The sequence below is a fragment of the Halobacillus sp. GSS1 genome, assembly GCF_017307035.1.
Lineage (GTDB): Bacteria > Bacillota > Bacilli > Bacillales > Halobacillaceae > Halobacillus > Halobacillus litoralis.
This window is the reverse complement of the sequence record NZ_JAFLHE010000001.1, coordinates 818,385-835,245: the sequence shown is the minus strand read 5'-3', so window position 1 is coordinate 835,245 and position 16,861 is coordinate 818,385. Positions and strand designations below refer to the sequence as shown.

20 protein-coding genes are annotated in these 16,861 nt (G+C 45.3%); 16 read left to right on the top strand and 4 right to left on the bottom strand.

All coding sequences use genetic code 11. The features are described from left to right. Nucleotides 1-41 precede the first annotated feature (41 nt). The 9 genes from J0K78_RS04395 to J0K78_RS04355 all read left to right on the top strand — a co-directional run bounded on the left by J0K78_RS04395 (nucleotide 42) and on the right by J0K78_RS04355 (nucleotide 5,063). A complete protein-coding gene (locus J0K78_RS04395) occupies nucleotides 42-239 on the top strand; it encodes a hypothetical protein (RefSeq protein ID WP_206945571.1) in 198 nt (65 codons plus the stop codon). 35 nt (nucleotides 240-274) lie between these two features. After that, nucleotides 275-664 carry a VOC family protein gene (locus J0K78_RS04390; protein ID WP_206945570.1) on the top strand — a complete coding sequence of 130 codons (390 nt, stop codon included), beginning with the start codon at nucleotides 275-277 and terminating at the stop codon, nucleotides 662-664. Nucleotides 665-676: 12 nt separating this feature from the next. Then, nucleotides 677-1,174: an NUDIX hydrolase gene (locus J0K78_RS04385; RefSeq protein ID WP_206945569.1), complete on the top strand. Its 498-nt coding sequence runs from the start codon at nucleotides 677-679 to the stop codon at nucleotides 1,172-1,174. Continuing rightward, complete coding sequence (locus tag J0K78_RS04380) at nucleotides 1,158-1,667, top strand: GNAT family N-acetyltransferase (RefSeq protein WP_206945568.1); 510 nt, start codon at nucleotides 1,158-1,160, stop codon at nucleotides 1,665-1,667. The genes J0K78_RS04385 and J0K78_RS04380 overlap by 17 nt, the downstream gene beginning before the upstream one ends. Further along, nucleotides 1,660-2,085 carry an NUDIX hydrolase gene (locus tag J0K78_RS04375; RefSeq protein ID WP_206945567.1) on the top strand — a complete coding sequence of 142 codons (426 nt, stop codon included), beginning with the start codon at nucleotides 1,660-1,662 and terminating at the stop codon, nucleotides 2,083-2,085. The genes J0K78_RS04380 and J0K78_RS04375 overlap by 8 nt, the downstream gene beginning before the upstream one ends. Then, on the top strand, nucleotides 2,082-3,095 hold the full coding sequence (locus J0K78_RS04370; RefSeq protein ID WP_206945566.1) for an NAD-dependent epimerase/dehydratase family protein: 1,014 nt from the start codon (nucleotides 2,082-2,084) through the stop codon (nucleotides 3,093-3,095). Before J0K78_RS04375 ends, J0K78_RS04370 begins: the two co-directional genes overlap by 4 nt. A gap of 70 nt (nucleotides 3,096-3,165) precedes the next feature. Then, nucleotides 3,166-3,963 carry an SDR family oxidoreductase gene (locus J0K78_RS04365; protein WP_206945565.1) on the top strand — a complete coding sequence of 266 codons (798 nt, stop codon included), beginning with the start codon at nucleotides 3,166-3,168 and terminating at the stop codon, nucleotides 3,961-3,963. Nucleotides 3,964-3,985: 22 nt separating this feature from the next. Further along, nucleotides 3,986-4,339 carry a VOC family protein gene (locus J0K78_RS04360; protein WP_206945564.1) on the top strand — a complete coding sequence of 118 codons (354 nt, stop codon included), beginning with the start codon at nucleotides 3,986-3,988 and terminating at the stop codon, nucleotides 4,337-4,339. A gap of 10 nt (nucleotides 4,340-4,349) precedes the next feature. Beyond that, complete coding sequence (locus J0K78_RS04355; RefSeq protein WP_206945563.1) at nucleotides 4,350-5,063, top strand: alpha/beta fold hydrolase; 714 nt, start codon at nucleotides 4,350-4,352, stop codon at nucleotides 5,061-5,063. Nucleotides 5,064-5,125: 62 nt separating this feature from the next. On the opposite strand, the gene J0K78_RS04350 is transcribed toward J0K78_RS04355, so the two are convergent. Beyond that, nucleotides 5,126-5,317 (bottom strand): hypothetical protein, encoded by a 192-nt coding sequence (locus J0K78_RS04350; RefSeq protein WP_206945562.1) that lies wholly within the window; start codon nucleotides 5,315-5,317, stop codon nucleotides 5,126-5,128. 109 nt (nucleotides 5,318-5,426) lie between these two features. Here J0K78_RS04350 and J0K78_RS04345 point away from each other — a divergent pair, with 109 nt between their 5' ends. Both J0K78_RS04345 and J0K78_RS04340 read left to right on the top strand, forming a co-directional pair. Then, nucleotides 5,427-6,221, top strand: coding sequence for a metallophosphoesterase family protein (locus J0K78_RS04345; protein WP_206945561.1), 795 nt, complete (start codon nucleotides 5,427-5,429; stop codon nucleotides 6,219-6,221). After that, on the top strand, nucleotides 6,172-6,579 hold the full coding sequence (locus tag J0K78_RS04340) for an NUDIX hydrolase (protein ID WP_160915769.1): 408 nt from the start codon (nucleotides 6,172-6,174) through the stop codon (nucleotides 6,577-6,579). The genes J0K78_RS04345 and J0K78_RS04340 overlap by 50 nt, the downstream gene beginning before the upstream one ends. 52 nt (nucleotides 6,580-6,631) lie before the next feature. Here the strand turns inward: J0K78_RS04340 and J0K78_RS04335 are convergent, their stop codons facing one another. Continuing rightward, complete coding sequence (locus J0K78_RS04335; protein ID WP_206945560.1) at nucleotides 6,632-7,306, bottom strand: NAD(P)H-dependent oxidoreductase; 675 nt, start codon at nucleotides 7,304-7,306, stop codon at nucleotides 6,632-6,634. Between the two features lie 145 nt (nucleotides 7,307-7,451). On the opposite strand from J0K78_RS04335, the gene J0K78_RS04330 reads away from it, so the two are divergent. From J0K78_RS04330 to J0K78_RS04320, 3 genes are all read left to right on the top strand, one after another. Continuing rightward, nucleotides 7,452-8,414, top strand: coding sequence for a LacI family DNA-binding transcriptional regulator (locus J0K78_RS04330; RefSeq protein WP_242517738.1), 963 nt, complete (start codon nucleotides 7,452-7,454; stop codon nucleotides 8,412-8,414). Nucleotides 8,415-8,591: 177 nt separating this feature from the next. Next, nucleotides 8,592-10,004, top strand: a complete 1,413-nt coding sequence (locus J0K78_RS04325; RefSeq protein ID WP_206945558.1) for a PTS transporter subunit EIIC — start codon at nucleotides 8,592-8,594, stop codon at nucleotides 10,002-10,004. 36 nt (nucleotides 10,005-10,040) lie between these two features. Further along, nucleotides 10,041-11,492, top strand: a complete 1,452-nt coding sequence (locus J0K78_RS04320) for a glycoside hydrolase family 32 protein (protein WP_206945557.1) — start codon at nucleotides 10,041-10,043, stop codon at nucleotides 11,490-11,492. A gap of 39 nt (nucleotides 11,493-11,531) precedes the next feature. Here J0K78_RS04320 and J0K78_RS04315 read toward each other — a convergent pair whose 3' ends face one another. Beyond that, nucleotides 11,532-12,167, bottom strand: coding sequence for a YczE/YyaS/YitT family protein (locus tag J0K78_RS04315; protein WP_206945556.1), 636 nt, complete (start codon nucleotides 12,165-12,167; stop codon nucleotides 11,532-11,534). A 146-nt stretch (nucleotides 12,168-12,313) separates the two neighbouring features. Then, on the bottom strand, nucleotides 12,314-13,870 hold the full coding sequence (locus J0K78_RS04310; RefSeq protein WP_160915775.1) for an ABC-F family ATP-binding cassette domain-containing protein: 1,557 nt from the start codon (nucleotides 13,868-13,870) through the stop codon (nucleotides 12,314-12,316). 109 nt (nucleotides 13,871-13,979) lie between these two features. Here J0K78_RS04310 and J0K78_RS04305 point away from each other — a divergent pair, with 109 nt between their 5' ends. Together J0K78_RS04305 and J0K78_RS04300 are read left to right on the top strand one after the other, a co-directional pair. Further along, nucleotides 13,980-14,870, top strand: coding sequence for an NAD(P)/FAD-dependent oxidoreductase (locus J0K78_RS04305; protein WP_206945555.1), 891 nt, complete (start codon nucleotides 13,980-13,982; stop codon nucleotides 14,868-14,870). 165 nt (nucleotides 14,871-15,035) lie between these two features. Beyond that, on the top strand, nucleotides 15,036-16,550 hold the full coding sequence (locus J0K78_RS04300) for a potassium/proton antiporter (protein ID WP_206945554.1): 1,515 nt from the start codon (nucleotides 15,036-15,038) through the stop codon (nucleotides 16,548-16,550). Nucleotides 16,551-16,861 lie beyond the last annotated feature (311 nt).

Genomic DNA, 16,861 nt, shown 5'->3' with positions numbered 1-16,861 from the left:
CGCTCTCTGCAACGATTCCTGAGAACGTCATCATCCATTAGATGGAAAGTTTTGAAGAAAAGAAACAAAGCGAAGCAATCGTCATTGTTGATAAAGAGGACATACGGAAATTCCAAGCAGGCATCTGGGGCGCAGACGGGGAATCTTTAACGTCTGATATCCGTGACCCTAAGTATTCTTTTATGTTAGGAAAAAAATCATACCAATACCCTTTATACGATGAAGGAACGGAATCGTAAAAACATCCGAAGGATCATGAAAGGAAGGAAAAACCGTGAGCCTTTTTACAGGAGTCTATCAAATCAATGTGAGAGTAAAAGAAATTAAAAAAGCTGTGGAGTGGTATGAAGAAATCCTAGGTTTACGGGTGTTGAAGGATTACGGAAAAACAGTGGTTCTCGAGCATGAGGGAGGCGTCCCGGTTTGTTTGATCGAAAAGTCTACGCACACCGAGCTTCCGGACAACCTGGAGGGGACCCACCCTGTTTTCAGCATCTCTCCTACCAGCGTGGAAGCTTGCAGGAAAACCTTAGTGAAACGTGGTGTCGTTGTCTTAGAGGGCGGGAGTAAGGGGCATTTTAAATTCAAAGATTTAGATGGCAATCTATTAGAAGCCTATTTACCCGGTCTCTACCAGGAAGACCGATTCAAGTCCTATCGTTGAGGAGAGAGAAATATGGAAATCGGATATACCATCTGTTTCATCCAGCGGGACGGAAAATTGCTCGTGTTGAACAGAAACGCACCTCCCGTCCAGGGGTTGTGGAACGGTGTCGGAGGAAAAATTGAAGAAGGAGAGACCACGCTTTCTAGTGTGCAGCGTGAAGTGGCAGAGGAAACAGAACTTTATTTCGAAGCGCATCTATTCGAATATAAAGGGACCATTTCCTGGGCAATAGATGGCGGGAGAACAGGCGGGATGGAGGCGTATGTCGTTCGCCTCGATGATGATGCCTACTCAAAGCCAGTGGAGATGGATGAGGGTATTCTGGTCTGGAAAGACATTTCCTGGGTCCTTTCCGAAGACAATTACGGGGTCAGCCCGATGATCCCGTATTATCTACATACTGTTTTGAATGAAAAACAACCTTTCCATCATCATTTTACCGTCCATCAAGGTCAGATCATGGAATATGTGAAAAGGAAGGTGAGCATGCATGTTGATGTTCCGTGAGCTCAAACAGGAAGATTGGAAGAAGATCCATACCTATGCTTCGAAAGCAGAGGTCTCTCAATACCAGCCATGGGGGCCGAATACGGAAAAGGATACCCAGGACTATGTCCAGCACTTAGTCCACGAAATCAGGCAGCCGGAATCTCGTAAACACGCGTGGGCCATCCTGCACGAGGGGAATGAAAACCTCATTGGAGTTGCGGAACTGACGATTTTGGATGCTTTTCATCAGACTGGCGAAATGGCTTACATCCTACATCCGGATGAATGGGGCCGGGGCATAGGGACAGAAGTAGCGCAAAGATTGATCCGTGAAGGTTTCCAGTCGTTTCATCTAAAGCGTATTCAAGCGACTTGTCACCCTGATAACAAAGGATCGATACGGGTGTTGGAAAAGTGCGGCATGGAGATGGAAGGACGTTTGCGGGGCCATTTGAAAATGAAAGAAGGGCGCCGTGATTCTCTGCTATTCAGTGTGTTAAGTGATGGCTGAGTGGCGGGGAGCAGCAGCTGTCTGTATCAACGGACAGCATGAACTTTTGATGGTTCTCCAGGGCAAGCCGGAAGAAAAGAAAACATGGACCGTTCCATCAGGAGGTCTGTTTCATGGAGAGAGTATTGAACAATGCTGTGAGAGAGAAACTTTAGAAGAAACGGGCTACATCATTCACGTAAGGGAACGTTTGCAAACGAAAAGAGGAAGAATAGGAAAGACGGATATCCATGTCGAATACTTTTCCTGCACCGTGACGGGTGGAAAAATGCAAATCCAGGATCCTGACCATTTCATTCATGAGGTTCGCTGGGTTTCGCAAGATGATTTGATCGAATTGGCGCTCTCTTTTCCTGAAGATCAGCCCTTTTTAAATCAATGGCTGACAAAAAAGAAACAAGGAGTGGATGGTACATGAAGCTGCTTATCATCGGCGGGACGAAATTTCTGGGGAGGCACATCGTTGAATCAGCCTTAAGCGATAATCATGAGGTGACGATATTTCATAGAGGGAAGACAAACCCTGGATTGTTTGAAGAGGTGACAAATATTTACGGGGATCGGGAGAACCTTGAGGACCTGGAAAAACTGGCTGACCAAAATTGGGATGCGGTTATCGATACGTGTGGGTACAAACCATCTACGGTATCCAGGAGTCTGGACGTTCTTTCCGGCTTTACAAAGAAGTATGTGTTCATATCGACCATTTCGGTGTATCCGGATTTTACGGATGTTCCTGACCTGGAGGAAACAGCAGAACGGATGATCTTGACGAAAGAGGAATTGGAACAGGCGGAACGAAAAGAAACGTTTGATCCATCCTTATATGGACCTTTAAAGGCTCATTGTGAGCAGGAAGTCCAAACCAGGATGGAAGATAAGAGCATCATCATCCGACCGGGATTGATTGTAGGGCCTCATGATCCGACCGATCGCTTTACATACTGGCCTTCAAGAGTCGCTGCGGGAGGGGAAGTGCTCGCTCCTGGTCGGAAAGATCAACAGATTCAGTTCATTGATGCCAGGGATTTGGCAGAGTGGATTGTCCATCTGTCTAAAACAGAACACACAGGTATTTTCAATGCCAACGGTCCTGACAACAAGCTCACTATACAGAAGTTTTTAGAAACGTGTGCGTCCACACTGAATGAAGCGGTGACCTTTACTTGGATACCTGCACCGTTTTTGACGGAGGAAGGTATTCAGCCCTGGAAGGACCTTCCCGTCTGGATTCCGACTGATAAAGATTTCAGTCAGGATGCATCAAAGGCAATTCAGTGTGGATTGAAGTTCCGGCCCTTAAAAGAAACCATTCTGGACACGTATCACTGGGACCAGCACCGATCTAATGAGGATAGAGGTGCAGGCATTACAAGGGAGCAAGAATCTGATGTTTTGAAAAAGTGGCAGAGACTGCAGGAGAACTGAAACGATTCAATGGTCAACAATTTTGAATGATGCGAAAAATGGTTTTAAAGGTTTTGGAGGTTCATATGGAATGAAAAATGAAAAACAAAGTCAGCCGTTAAAAGGAAAAGTCGCCATTGTCACAGGCGTAAGTCGTGAACATGGGATTGGGACAAGTACGTGTTATAGACTCGCCGAAGCAGGGGCGGACCTCTTTTTCACTCATTACTGCCCTTATGATGAAGCCTATGGAGAAGGAGTAGAAAAACATTGGCCGGAAAATCTTGCGGCACAGCTGAATGAAATAGGGGTTCGAGCCGCTCATATGGAAGCGGATTTGAGGGACGAAGATCTGCCAAAGAAATTATTAGAAAAGGCAGTAGAAGAAGTTGGAGTGCCTTCGATACTCGTCCATAATGCTACATTCAGTGTGAATACGAACTACAAGGATTTGACTTCAGAGCTGCTGGATCATCACTATGAAATCAATAATAAAGGCCCGATTTTGTTAACTCAGGCTTTCGCGAATTTATTTGAGAAAACGTTCCAATCGGAAGGAGATGGAAGCATCGTCTTTTTAGTATCCGGAGGGCCGGATCCGAATAACCTGGCTTATATTGCGACTAAAGGGGCGTTGAAGGCGATCACTCCACCTTTAGCCACAGGACTTGCCCCCATCGGAATCAACGTGAATGCTGTCGACCCGGGCCCGACGGATACCGGCTGGATGGATCAGAAGACGAAGGAAGGCCTTCTGCCCTTATTCCCTAAAGGGCGCTTGGGAACGGCAGACGATGCTGCCAAGCTGATTCGTTTCCTTGTGAGCCCGGATGCTTCTTGGGTGACCGGGCAGGTCATCCATTCGGACGGCGGATTTTTAGGTCGATAATCATAAGAGGAGGACGATTCAAATGAAAAGCCCGATTCAAAACGAAGTAGGAGCCATTTTTGTCCCGGTCAAAGACATTGAGAAAGCTCGCGACTGGTACTGTGATCTGCTTGGTGTGCCGGCGGAAGATGATTTCCCAGGTGGTCACCTTTATGTTTTACCAATGAAACATGCAGGAGTTGTGTTGGATAGCAAGATTTATTCAGAAGAAGTGGTATATGGAACGCCTGCCTTTCATTTTAATACAGAAGACATTGAGGAAGCTTACTCGTATATGAAGGAAAAAGGCATCGATGTGGTCTCTGATATTCAATTCGGGCACTTTTTCAATTTTAAGGATCCTGATGGCAATCTATTGATGATCTGCAAATGCTAGGAGGGGAACGATGATTTTACATACAGAAGTGGCAGGGGACGGGGAGCCCCTCGTTTTTCTGCACACCGGCTTACAAACAGGAGAGACGGATTTTGAGAAGCAGCGCGAGTATTTTTCCTCCGAATACCAGGTGATTTCGCCTGATTTAAGAGGGCATGGGAAATCTTCTTCTGATGATTTGGATGATTATTTTAATCAGGCGGCTGACGATCTGGAAGAAACGTTCCGTGCCAAGGAAATTAAAAGCGCTCATATCGTTGGTAGTTCATTTGGAGCCTTGGCAGCGCTCTTTTTAGCCAAAAGATATCCTGGATTTGTTCGGACCCTGACTATCTCAGGAGTGACTCCGCTTAAACCGGGCAATTGGAAGACTATGAATGAAGAAGAATCCAAGTTCCGTATGAATCTTTTAAACGATGAAGAAGCCTGCGCTTACTTTGACTCCCTTCATGGACAAGGGTGGCAAAGGTTTATTCATATGGGGCAGGACGAAGACTGGTATCCTTTTGATGAAGTCCACTCCATACAGGCGCTCACCATGCCTGTCCTATATTTGATCGGGGAGGGGTTGGAACACGAGCTCAAAGGTGTGACTTTCTACAAAGAACAATCAGAATTCATGCATGCAGCCGTTCTTCCATTAGCTTCCCACTTGGTTCATACAGAGCAGCCTGATTTATACAATAAGACGTTGGAAGTGTTCCTTTCTAAATATGAATCCTAGTGGATAATACGGCATATAATGAAGAAAAACCGAACGTCGCCCGTTCGGTTTTTAAAGACTGATCATGCGATCCTTCTGATATTAATGGTACTAATATCTGTCATATGAGTGGATTGATCACTGTCATCGACCCACAAGAGAAAATCGTTGTTAAGGGCGAGTGAATCATCAGCAGAGGTGAACTGGATGAAGACTCCTGTCCCGATTGATCTTCCAGCCGAAAATACTTCAATGCGGTCTCCTGTACGAAGCATATCTCTCACCTCCTTTCACCATAGAGGGATAATCTATTCTATGAAAATGGGAAAAGAAAAGCTTGGACTTGTATGTACACTAATATATAAAAGGAAGGAGGCTATATGGATGAAGAGGTTTGCGGTGATGACAGATGTCCATGGAAATATCTACGCTCTACAAGCTGCCCTTCGTGATCTCAAAAAGCAGCATGTAGATTTTACGGTTTGTACAGGTGATCTGATCGGGATCGGTCCATTTTCCAATCAAGTGTGCGAAAGGTTATATGCATTAAAGGACACGATTATTGTCAGAGGGAATCATGATGAAGCTGTGCTTGCCCTGATGAATGAGGACCCTTATCCTGAAAGCAGGGCTGATGTGAAGGAGCATCATCAGTGGATCGCCGATCGTTTGTACAAGAGATATGCCAAGTGGATGGAAACGCTGCCAAGGAAGATCGTGAAAGAGGTAGAAGCACGTACGTTTCAGTTCACACACTATCCGATGGACACGAAAGCGAGTCTCCTGCCGATTAGTGAGGATCCCTTTGACCAGATCGGCCCACCGAATGGAGAAAACTTTTCACAGTTGGAGGAATTGGAAAGGGAAGCGATTGTATGCTTCGGTCATCACCATGATGGCCATCATTTTTCCATGAACGAGCAAGTATTCTTCAATCCCGGAGCTTTGGGTTGTAACAACGAACCTTTTGCACGTTATGCCATCATTGAAGTAGACGGCAGAGATGTGCGATACATCAAGCGTCATGTGCCTTATCCAATGGCTACATACGTAGAACAATTGAATCGTATCGACTTCCCGCGTAAGGAAGTGATTCTGAAGATTTTTCAAAAAAACAGGAGGACGCATCATGACACCACCGAAACACATCGTATCAGCAGCGACTATTATAACGAATGAAGAAAATGAAGTACTTCTAATTAAAGGACCGAAGCGTGGCTGGGAGATGCCTGGAGGTCAAGTGGAGGAAGGGGAATCCTTAAAAGAGGCGGCCATCAGAGAAACGAAAGAAGAGTGCGGATTGGAAGTGGAGCTTACAAAGTTTTGCGGTGTGTTCCAAAACGTCGATCGTTCCATCTGTAACACCCTTTTCTTAGGAAAAGCGGTCGGAGGAACGTTGAGAACGACAGATGAAGCTTTGGAAGTCGGTTTCTTTCCCCTTGATATAGCACGTAAGATGGTGACATGGGGAAACTTTTGGGAGAGGATTGAACTTTGTTTAGATGAAAGCCGCCAGCCATTTTTAGTGGATTTCTGATTTTCTACTGATAAGAAAAGGAACTTCCCAAGAGGAAGTTCCTTTTTATCTTTTACACCCATTTCACGACATCTTCGAAAGAACGACGTGATTTTTCAGGCTGCTCCTGAGAGCGGTACCCGAACGCACACATGACGGAAATACCGAAGCTTCCGTCCTCGAGTAGACCTTCGTTTTCCAGGAGTTCATTCATTTTCTCCATATTAAATCCTTCAATCGGGCAGGAGTCGATACCGATTTCAGCTGCCGCTGTCATCATGTTGGATAGAGCAATATACGTTTGCTTACCAGCCCAGTCATAAAGTGGACGATCGCCTTCAAGCAGTTTGAAGTCTTCTTTTTGGAATTCTTCGATCCGGCTCAAATATTTTTTCAGGTTATCATCGGGGATCTGTTTGACGTTCTTGAAGTGGTCCTGCAAGTATTCGGAATCATACTGGGTATCTTTCCTCGTCCTTGCGAGGAAAATGACGAAGTGACTGGCATCTGGCAGTTTGCCATACGCTCCCCAGGCCGTATCTTTGATCTTTTGTCGCAGTTCAGGATTCTGAACGACGACAAAGCGCCACGGCTCAAATCCGAACGAGCTCGGTGATAAGCGGCCGACTTCAAGGATGAAGTTAAAGTCATCTTCTGGAATGGTTTTATCCGGGTTGAATTGCTTGGTTGCATGCCGGAATTTGGCGGCTTCTAAAATTTCCTGCTTTCTGGTTTCTTTGTCACTCATCTTTTTACCCTCCTCTTTTTGTTTACAGAAGTAATATATCACAAGGGAGAGTTTTTACGTGTAGCAGATGCTCAGGATAAAACTCGAATATGCTACAATGAATCTAGCAAGAATGATACATAAAGAAGGTGTTAAAGTGGTCAATATGAAAGATGTAGCCAAGGAAGCCGGCGTCGGTTTAGGTACCGTATCCCGAGTCATTAATAAAAATGGTCCCGTTAAAGAATCTACACGATTGAAAGTAGAGCAAGCGATTGAAGCATTGAAGTATAAACCGAATGAGGTCGCCAGAAGTTTCAAGATGCAGCAAACGCATTCGATCGCTCTCATCGTCCCTTCCATCTGGCATCCTTTCTTTTCTAAATTCGCTTACCATACGGAGGAGAGGCTTTCCATGCATGGCTATAAGATGATCCTTTGCAATTCTCAGGATGATGTAGCGAAAGAAATCAACTATCTATCCATGTTGGAGAAGAATAAAATGGATGGTTTGATAGCCATTACCTACAGTCATGATCTGGATCAATACATCTCCAGCCAACTGCCTATAGTAAGTATTGATCGCCACTTTACAGAGGATGTGGCCTATGTAACGAGCGATAATGAAGAAGGAGGACGGCTGGCAGCTAGTAAGCTGATTGAAAAAGGGAGCGAAAAAATCGCTTTTCTTGGCAGTATCTCTCCCATTATGAATGAATCGATGAAGCGGAGGCGCGGATTCGAAGATCAAGCGAAAATGCTGCAACACCCCTTTCAGATTTTTGAATTGCAAGAACCGGTCCGTGATATTTATGAGAGTGTCCAACAGTTCATCGAAAAGTATCCGGACGTCGATGGCGTGTTTGCGATGAATGATAAGTGGGCGAGGATCACCATAGAGGTCCTGGAAGATATGGGGCGTTCTGTGCCTGAGGATGTTCAAGTCATCGGTTATGATGGTGTGACCGCCAGCAAAGATGATCAGCTGACCTTTTCAACCATCAAACAACCGGTATCACTGATGGCTGAAAAAGCTGTGGATACTTTAATTTCAATCATTACAGAACAACCAACGGATGAAAAAGTTGTTCTTCCTGTTCATTTTCACGACGGAAACAGCACAAGATAAAAAAGTTATTGACAAGACACCCTGAAAGCGATAACATGATTGTAGTAGCAAAAGCGATTTCTAGAGTCGCTTTTCTTTATAGTTAAAAGTGGAAACGTTTCCAATTATGACCTTTATTTTTTAACCAAAAGTGGAAACGTTTCCACTTTTGGTCATTACGAAATAGGAGTGAGGGGTATGGCTAAAGATGTAAAAATGGTGGCAAGACAGGTCTTAGAAGCCTTGGGCGGAAAAGAGAACATTTATAGAATGAGTCATTGTGCTACAAGATTGAGAGTGGAATTGCATAATGACCAGAAGTTGGACCCGGAAGCGTTTGATACCATTCCAGGGGTCAGTGGTTATTTCCATCAGAGTGGTCAGCACCAAGTGATCCTAGGTACTGGTTTTGTTAATAAAGTGTATGCTGAGTTATCAAATCAGGGAATTGCTGAAACACAAGAAGATAGGGAAGACGAAAAACGTGAAACAAATCGTACAAAGGCCCAACAACTGACGAAGACTTTTGCTGATATTTTTATTCCGGTCATCCCTGTCTTGATCGCCACAGGTTTACTGATGGGACTCCGAGGGTTGTTGATCAATGGATTTGGTATGGAATTATCCAACACGATTTTGGTGTTATCCCAAGTGCTTACAGATACCGCCTTTACGTTTATTCCTGTACTGGTGACCTGGTCCGCGATGAAGAAGTTCGGTGGTTCACCAGTCATCGGGATCGCTCTTGGTTTAATGTTGGTCGCCCCTCAATTGCCGGATAAGTGGGCGGTTTCTTTTGGAGAGGCGGAACCATTGTTGCTGCCGTTCTTCGGCTTTGATATTCCGATTACGGGAATGCAGAGTTCTATACTGCCTGCCGTCTTTATGGGGTGGCTCGCAGCAAGGATCGAGAAAAGTGCGAGAAAGTATATCCCTGAAGTATTGGACTTGATTTTAACTCCATTTGTTACCTTGTTATTTTCACTTGTTTTAGGATTGGTCATGGTTGGTCCTCTGATCTTAGGGATTGAAAATCTGATCACATCAGGAATCATGTATTTCTTTGAACTGCCGTTTGGACTTGGAGGTTTCATATATGGTGGGGCCATACAATTCCTGGCTATCACTGGTATGCACCATACCATTGTACCGATTACAGTCAAGATGGTCGCTGAAACCGGGTATGATTTAATTAATCCGATTGGTACAGCTGCTATAGCAGGACAGGCCGGAGCTGCCATCGCTGTCATTCTCAAGGTGAAAAACCGAATAAAACGCTCAAATATGTTCGGATCTGTCATTCCGGCCTTTTTGGGAATTACTGAACCGGTCATGTTTGCTATTAACCTGCCAAAAGTGAAACCGTTCTTCTTCGGTTGTCTGGGAGGAGCTGTTGGTGGCGGTTTAGCTTCCATATTAGGAATCGCAGCTGCGGGCACAGGTTCGACGATGCTCCCTGGACTGCTACTCTATATCGGAGATGGCTTTTTCCAATATATTCTCGTCATCCTCGTCTCGTTAGCGACCTCTTTTACTGTGACATTCCTGGCTTATAAAGAAAAGTCGACGGCACAGCAACCAGATTTGAATTACCAGGTCAATCATGGATAAACGATTGACTTGCATGTGAAAGAAAGGGACTTGCCTATGATTACAGCTATTGATTTTACGAATCGCCAAAATCGTTATTTACGATTGACGGATGTTTCCGAACAATATTTACGACACATAGAAAAGAAGGCTAAAGAGGACCCTTATTACCCTACCTACCATGTAGCTCCAAGGCATGGTTTGCTCAATGATCCGAACGGTCTATCTTATTACAAGGGAAGACATCATATTTTTTATCAGTGGTTTCCTCTAGGGCCTGTTCATGGATTGAAGCACTGGTATCATGTTTCCACGAAAGATTTTGTCCATTATGAGGATCACGGAATCGCTCTTTATCCCGATCATTGTTATGATTCTCATGGCTGCTATTCAGGATCTGGGGTGGTGGAAGGTGATTCTCTTCATCTCTTTTATACAGGGAATCATTTGACTGGTGACGGAGAGGTCGTCCAAAGCCAGGTTCATGCTGTGATGGATCCTGACAATTTCATTAGGAAAGCACAAGTCATAGCTAATGGCTCTCCTATAGCATTCACCCATAACTTCCGCGATCCTGTCGTTTTTGAAAGGGAAGGTTCCTATTACATGTTGGTCGGTGGTGAAATGATGACCAATGAAGGAGGACTCGCCTTATACAAAGGTGAATCGATGGATCAAATGACTTACGAAGGAACAGTGTCTACTCCATTAGGTAAGCTTGGTTACATGTGGGAATGTCCCAATTACTTTGAAGTGGAGGAACAAGGGATCTTCATTTTCTCCCCTCAAGGAGACTTGAAAACCGATAAGTACAATTTCAATAATGTATTCTCTGTCGCTTATATGATCGGGGAGCCGATGGATCTCGAACGCAGGCATTTTGAAGTTGAGGATTATATTGAACTTGATAAAGGGTTTGACTTTTACGCACCTCAAACATATGTCGATGATCAAGGCAGAAGAATTCTGATCGGTTGGCTTGGAAATTCAAAGAGTGAATATCCGACGGACCCTAACATGTGGGCCCATATGTTGACCATACCGAGGACACTCGAAGTGAAGGGCAATGAATTGATTCAAAGTCCTGTGGAAGAGCTGGTGAACCTCCGTAAAGATAAGGAGACCCTAAAGACTCTCCATAGACTTCATTCACAAGCTTTTGAAATGAGAATTATGGTTGAGGAAGTTTTTGAAATAACCTTTGAAAATGACAAAGGAGAGTGTGTAACCTTCTCGTCAAATGGAGAAGAGTATGAACTTGATCGGTCAAAAATGACTCATGTTTATGCAGAAAAGTTTGGGACAAAAAGGTATGCAAAAAGAAAATGCTTAACCAGCCACAGAGTTATGATTTACATTGATCGGTCCAGTATTGAAATATTCTGTGATGACGGGGCAACGGTTTTTACCAGTCGTATGTTCGTTAGCAATCTAGAAAAGGTCCGATCAGTTGGTGTGTCCGGTGATCTTTATCATTTGAGTTCTGCGGAATTTTTGGAATCAAACTAAAAAAAGGAAGACTGTTTCAAACAGTCTTCCTTTTTAGTATTAGGCTTGTTGGTAAGCTTTCTCTCCAGTGGGATGCAGCCTGTAATATAATGGATAGGCTCTGGTGTAGAAAATTTGAATCACGGGCCCAAGAAATAGCATCGGTGCAAGGGTGCCGAGTCCGACCGGGCCACCAATGGCTAAGGCAAGGCTTGTCATGATCACCGCTACCAACGTTTGACCTGTCTGAAGACTCAACTGAAACCTGGCACTTACCGCAAGGAACAACTGATCGACCGGAGCCCTCGGAAATTGAGGCAGGATATAGATCGCAACTCCTAATCCGATGAATCCGACTCCAGCAAGCAGTGTCAGTACTTGCAAAGCAAATGGGGCGGCGGACAAGTTGACCGGAGCAAACACAAATTCCAGCCAAAAGTCTAAAATCAAGCTTTCGAGGAACACAGGCACGACCGCCCTCGATTCAGGTAATGAGTTCATCAATTTGGCATTGATGAAGATGATGATCAGTTGAAAAGCTCCGTACCAAAATCCAACCGTATAACCGAAGTGATCGGACACTCCGATGAAGAACGAGGTCCAGAAACCGGCCCCGAGCGTCGCGTTGATGAGAAGGGCGACTCCGAAGAAATTGATGAACATACCGACAAGGTAAACCGTGGCACGATAAAGCATGACAAATGCCTCCTTTCCATAAAAAAAGTGGTCACGAGTAGAGGATTTCTCTAATTCGTGACCACATTTTATTAGCGATGATTTTATAGGTCAATCAAAAAATTCTGGAAAGAAAACCGAGTCCCGGCATGGAGGGTTTTCGACTTTTAAAAGACTTTCGTCGTCCAATCTTCGCAGTTCCATACATCCGTGACGATATCTTCATAAAATTCAGGTTCGTGGGAGATGAGCAGAACGCTTCCCTTGTATTCTTTCAACGCACGCTTCAGTTCAGCCTTAGCATCCACATCCAGGTGGTTCGTCGGCTCATCGAGTACGAGCAGGTTTGTTTCTTTGTTGATCAACTTGCAGAGGCGGACCTTCGCTTTTTCGCCACCGCTCAATACTTGGACTTTACTCTCGATATGTTTACGGGTCAGTCCGCATTTCGCAAGTGCCGCACGCACCTCGTATTGGGTGAAGTGACGGAACTCCTCCCATACTTCTTCGATACAAGTGTTGTCTCCAATCTCTTTCAACTCTTGTTCAAAGTAACCGATGTGTAGATGCTCGCCAAGCTCAACGGAGCCTGAAACCGGCTGAATCTCACCGAGTATACTTTTCAGTAAGGTCGTTTTACCGATGCCGTTCGCCCCTGACAAGGCGATTTTCTGTCCCCGTTCCATCGAAAGGTTAAGAGGCCTGGACAGCGGCTCATCATAACCGATCACGAGGTCTTTTGTTTCAAACAAATACTTCCCTGGAGTCCTGGCCTGCTTGAAGTTGAATTGCGGTTTCGGCTTTTCAGCATCGAGTTCGATGACGTCCATCTTATCCAGCTTCTTCTGACGGCTCATCGCCATTTTACTTGTCGCCGCATTCGCTTTGTTTCGGGCGACGAAATCCTTCAGGTTGGCAATTTCTTTCTGCTGCTTTTTATAAGCGGCCTCCAACTGTTGTTTCTTCATATCATAAACACGGAGGAATTCGTCATAGTCGCCAGGGTAGCGGGTCAGCTCCTGGTTTTCCATATGATAGATCAAATTGACGACACTGTTCAGGAACGGGATGTCGTGAGAAATGAGGATGAAGGCATTCTCATATTCCTGAAGGTACGTCCGCAGCCATTCGATATGTTCAACATCAAGGTAGTTGGTCGGCTCATCGAGAAGCAGAATCTCCGGTTTCTCCAGCAACAGCTTCGCAAGCAGTACTTTCGTACGCTGACCGCCACTGAGATCATGCACATCACGGTCAAGACCGATTTCGTTAAGGCCAAGTCCGTTTGCCACTTCCTCCACTTTGGCATCAATCGTGTAGAAATCATTATTCGTCAGCATATCCTGAAGCACGCCTGTCTCTTCCAGCAAGTCCTGAAGTTCATCCGGATCGACTTCGCCCATCTTGGCAAAAAGGTCGTTCATCTCCTGTTCCATGTCGAACAAGTATTGGAAAGCTGTCCGCAGAACATCGCGGATCGTCATGCCTTGTTTCAAATCGGCATGCTGGTCGAGGTAACCGATACGGATCCGCTTCGCCCACGTGACCTTCCCGGCATCCGGCTCGAGTTTTCCTGTAATGATATTCATGAACGTCGACTTGCCTTCACCGTTTGCTCCGATCAAGCCGATGTGTTCTCCTTTTAACAAACGAAAAGACACGTCATCGAAGATCGCGCGATCACCGAAGCCGTGGCTCAAGTTTTTCACTGTGAGTAAGCTCATTTTCGTTAACACCTTTTCTATCGTTAGATTCGTCCTTCTATATTATAAATGGGAATGAGGGGAAACGATAGGGGAAAAGTAGGAAGAGTTGAGAAAGGAGTGGGTAGGTTTGTCTTACGACTGCGTCATCATCGGTGGGGGGATTGCAGGTTTGCAGGCAGGAATCATGCTCGGAAGATATCAGCATAGGGTTTTGCTTATCGATAGTGGTAAAGGACGCTCGAATCTGTGCCGTAAGTATAATAATATCATCGGTTTTCCGGACGGGGTGAGTGGACCTGAGCTCCGTCATGCGGGTGTTACACAAGCGAAGTCCTTTGGGGTGGAAACGATGGAAAGTAAAGTCGTCGATGTTCATTCGAACTTCATCATTGAAACAGGTGAAGGGAAATCCATCGACACTCAGACCGTCTTGTTCGCTACAGGGATCGAAGAAAATTTCCCTTCCATACCTGGTATGAAAGAATGCTTAGGTTTATCTATTTATGTTTGTCCGGACTGTGATGGGTACGAAATCATCGGCCAGAAGACGGCTGTCATCGGGAGTGGAGAAACGGGAGCGGAGCTTGCTATTTCGCTTAAAGACTGGAGCGAGGAGATTATCTTCTTCAACCATGGCGGTGCCCCTGTATCGCTTGATATGCAGGGGAAGTTGAGAGACCGCCGAATCCTTGTCCAGCAAACGGAAGTGGACAGGTTCGTTCACAACGGAGGATTACTGGAAGCCATTGAAACAGCCGGCAACCATCGCTGGGATATGGATAAAGCTTTCCTTGCTTTCGGAGGGAATCGGGTTCAATCGGGTTTAGCAGTTAAACTTGGAGCGGAAGCCACCGATAAAGGCCACCTCGTTGTACATCCGAGAACGAAAATGACTAATATTGATGGCATTTGGGCTGCGGGGGATGTGGTGGATCACACACAATTTGTCACAACAGCCATGGGCGAAGGTGCTCAGGCGGCTGTCTGGATACACAAATGGCTGAAAGGGACAAGGTGATATCTTTGATTTCATATCATGGATATAGGATAATGATGGATATACAACTGAAGCTTCCTATTTTACTTCTGAATATATTGATCCACGCTCTGCCTACTTTTTTTCATGACTTAAATCCAAAACATTCAAAACCAAATTGAGTGCATAAGGAGAATCGAAACCTACATGTTTTTTGACGCTTTTGGGACGGATTCATTTTTATTATTAACGGCATTATTATTATTCAGCGGCGTGCTTGTAGCCAAATTTTCCAGCCGGTGGGGTATCCCGGCATTGATCCTTTTCATTATGGTCGGCATGGCTTTCGGCAGTGAAGGACTCGGAATCGTTTATTTCAGTGATGCCGGGACGGCTCAGGTTATCGGTGTATTTGCCCTCGTCATTATTTTGTTCGAAGGTGGTCTACATACGAAGTGGGGAACCGTGCGTTCTGTTGCTGTCCCTTCGCTGTCACTTGCTACCATTGGAGTGTTGATCACCTCTGTTATTGTCGGACTTGCCGCCTATTTCCTGTTCGAACTGAGTTGGCTGGAATCGTTCTTATTCGGTGCCATCGTTGGCTCCACCGACGCAGCGGCCGTTTTTGCAGCATTGAAAGAAAGAAACATCAAGGCGAAAATGGGGGCGACCTTAGAAGCGGAGTCCGGAACCAACGATCCGATGGCTGTCTTCTTGACATTATCACTTATTGAATTGATCACTTCAGAGCAATCATCGTTCTGGATGCTGATCCCGACGTTCTTTTTGCAGATGGGTCTTGGCCTGATCATTGGTCTAGCGTTAGGGAAATTAGCATCTCTTTCCATTAACCGCATCAAACTGGACTCCAGTGCCCTCTATCCAATTTTTTCTGTAGCGTTCGCACTAGCGACTTACAGCATCACTGCTTTTAGTGGAGGTAGTGGCTTCCTGGGGGTTTACGTAGCCGCATTGGTCATTGGAAATAGTGAACTGACGTACCGCTATTCGATTTTCCAGTTCAATGAGGGATTTGCCTGGATGGCGCAGATTCTGATGTTCGTCATCCTCGGTCTTTATGTATTCCCGAGTGAATTGTTCACACCTGGTATTATCGTCAACGGCATATTGCTATCGATCGTACTTATTTTGATCGCAAGACCGATCGCTGTTTTCTTATCGCTGTTCAAGATGAACTATTCAACGAAAGAAAAACTGTTCATCTCCTGGGCCGGCCTGCGCGGGGCTGTACCGATCGTACTCGCCACCTTTCCGATCGTGGAGGGACTTCAGAACAGCCAGGCTTTATTCAATCTCGTCTTCTTCGTTGTGCTGACCTCAGCACTCGTCCAAGGATCTACAATTTCGCTTGTTGCGAAAAAGATGAACCTGGTGGGACCGAAAAAAGACATCCCGCACCACAGCATTGAATTGATATCCATGGGGAAAGCCAAGGCAGAAATGATTCAATACCAGACCAATGCCGAATCGGCGGTTGTCGGCAAGAAACTCCATGAAGTCAGTTTTCCGAACCGCGCCAACATCAGTGCCATCATTCGGAATAATGAAGTCATTACTCCATACGGTGAAACAGAAATCAAAGCTGGTGATTTCCTGTACATTCTCGTAGAAGAAAAGTACAAGGAACAGCTCAAGAAAACGTTAGAGCAGCGTGTACAAAAAAGTGAACAGCTCATGAAAGAAAAAGACGCTTCCTCCTAAAGCGTCTTTTTCTATGGATAGATACCCTTCACTAAAGGCTGCTTTTCGTGAAGGGGTAGTTTCGAGATTGTTGTTGAGTGGGTAGGGGCTGCGGGGAATGACTTGCTTTCCGCGGGAGCGCGGTGCTCCCCCACAGGAAAGCGAGTTGCTTCCCAGCCACCCCTTTCGCTCAATACAGCAAACGTACCCCGGAAAACATCAAAAATGAGTCTTCTACACACCTTCAATATTGATGAATATGTGATAAATTTAAGTCTTTAGGACATATGTCCTTTCAGAAATTGCCGTCATCCTTTTAAATGGATTTCAGA

Excerpts from the sequence above, each read along its gene's own strand:
- J0K78_RS04395 (WP_206945571.1), top strand. The coding sequence starts at position 42 with ATGGAAAGTTTTGAAGAAAAGAAACAAAGCGAAGCAATCGTCATTGTT.
- J0K78_RS04385 (WP_206945569.1), top strand. The coding sequence starts at position 677 with ATGGAAATCGGATATACCATCTGTTTCATCCAGCGGGACGGAAAATTG.
- J0K78_RS04380 (WP_206945568.1), top strand. The coding sequence starts at position 1,158 with ATGTTGATGTTCCGTGAGCTCAAACAGGAAGATTGGAAGAAGATCCAT.
- J0K78_RS04375 (WP_206945567.1), top strand. The coding sequence starts at position 1,660 with ATGGCTGAGTGGCGGGGAGCAGCAGCTGTCTGTATCAACGGACAGCAT.
- J0K78_RS04370 (WP_206945566.1), top strand. The coding sequence starts at position 2,082 with ATGAAGCTGCTTATCATCGGCGGGACGAAATTTCTGGGGAGGCACATC.
- J0K78_RS04365 (WP_206945565.1), top strand. The coding sequence starts at position 3,166 with ATGAAAAATGAAAAACAAAGTCAGCCGTTAAAAGGAAAAGTCGCCATT.
- J0K78_RS04360 (WP_206945564.1), top strand. The coding sequence starts at position 3,986 with ATGAAAAGCCCGATTCAAAACGAAGTAGGAGCCATTTTTGTCCCGGTC.
- J0K78_RS04355 (WP_206945563.1), top strand. The coding sequence starts at position 4,350 with ATGATTTTACATACAGAAGTGGCAGGGGACGGGGAGCCCCTCGTTTTT.
- J0K78_RS04350 (WP_206945562.1), bottom strand. The coding sequence starts at position 5,317 with ATGCTTCGTACAGGAGACCGCATTGAAGTATTTTCGGCTGGAAGATCA.
- J0K78_RS04345 (WP_206945561.1), top strand. The coding sequence starts at position 5,427 with ATGAAGAGGTTTGCGGTGATGACAGATGTCCATGGAAATATCTACGCT.
- J0K78_RS04340 (WP_160915769.1), top strand. The coding sequence starts at position 6,172 with ATGACACCACCGAAACACATCGTATCAGCAGCGACTATTATAACGAAT.
- J0K78_RS04335 (WP_206945560.1), bottom strand. The coding sequence starts at position 7,306 with ATGAGTGACAAAGAAACCAGAAAGCAGGAAATTTTAGAAGCCGCCAAA.
- J0K78_RS04330 (WP_242517738.1), top strand. The coding sequence starts at position 7,452 with ATGAAAGATGTAGCCAAGGAAGCCGGCGTCGGTTTAGGTACCGTATCC.
- J0K78_RS04325 (WP_206945558.1), top strand. The coding sequence starts at position 8,592 with ATGGCTAAAGATGTAAAAATGGTGGCAAGACAGGTCTTAGAAGCCTTG.
- J0K78_RS04320 (WP_206945557.1), top strand. The coding sequence starts at position 10,041 with ATGATTACAGCTATTGATTTTACGAATCGCCAAAATCGTTATTTACGA.
- J0K78_RS04315 (WP_206945556.1), bottom strand. The coding sequence starts at position 12,167 with ATGCTTTATCGTGCCACGGTTTACCTTGTCGGTATGTTCATCAATTTC.
- J0K78_RS04310 (WP_160915775.1), bottom strand. The coding sequence starts at position 13,870 with ATGAGCTTACTCACAGTGAAAAACTTGAGCCACGGCTTCGGTGATCGC.
- J0K78_RS04300 (WP_206945554.1), top strand. The coding sequence starts at position 15,036 with ATGTTTTTTGACGCTTTTGGGACGGATTCATTTTTATTATTAACGGCA.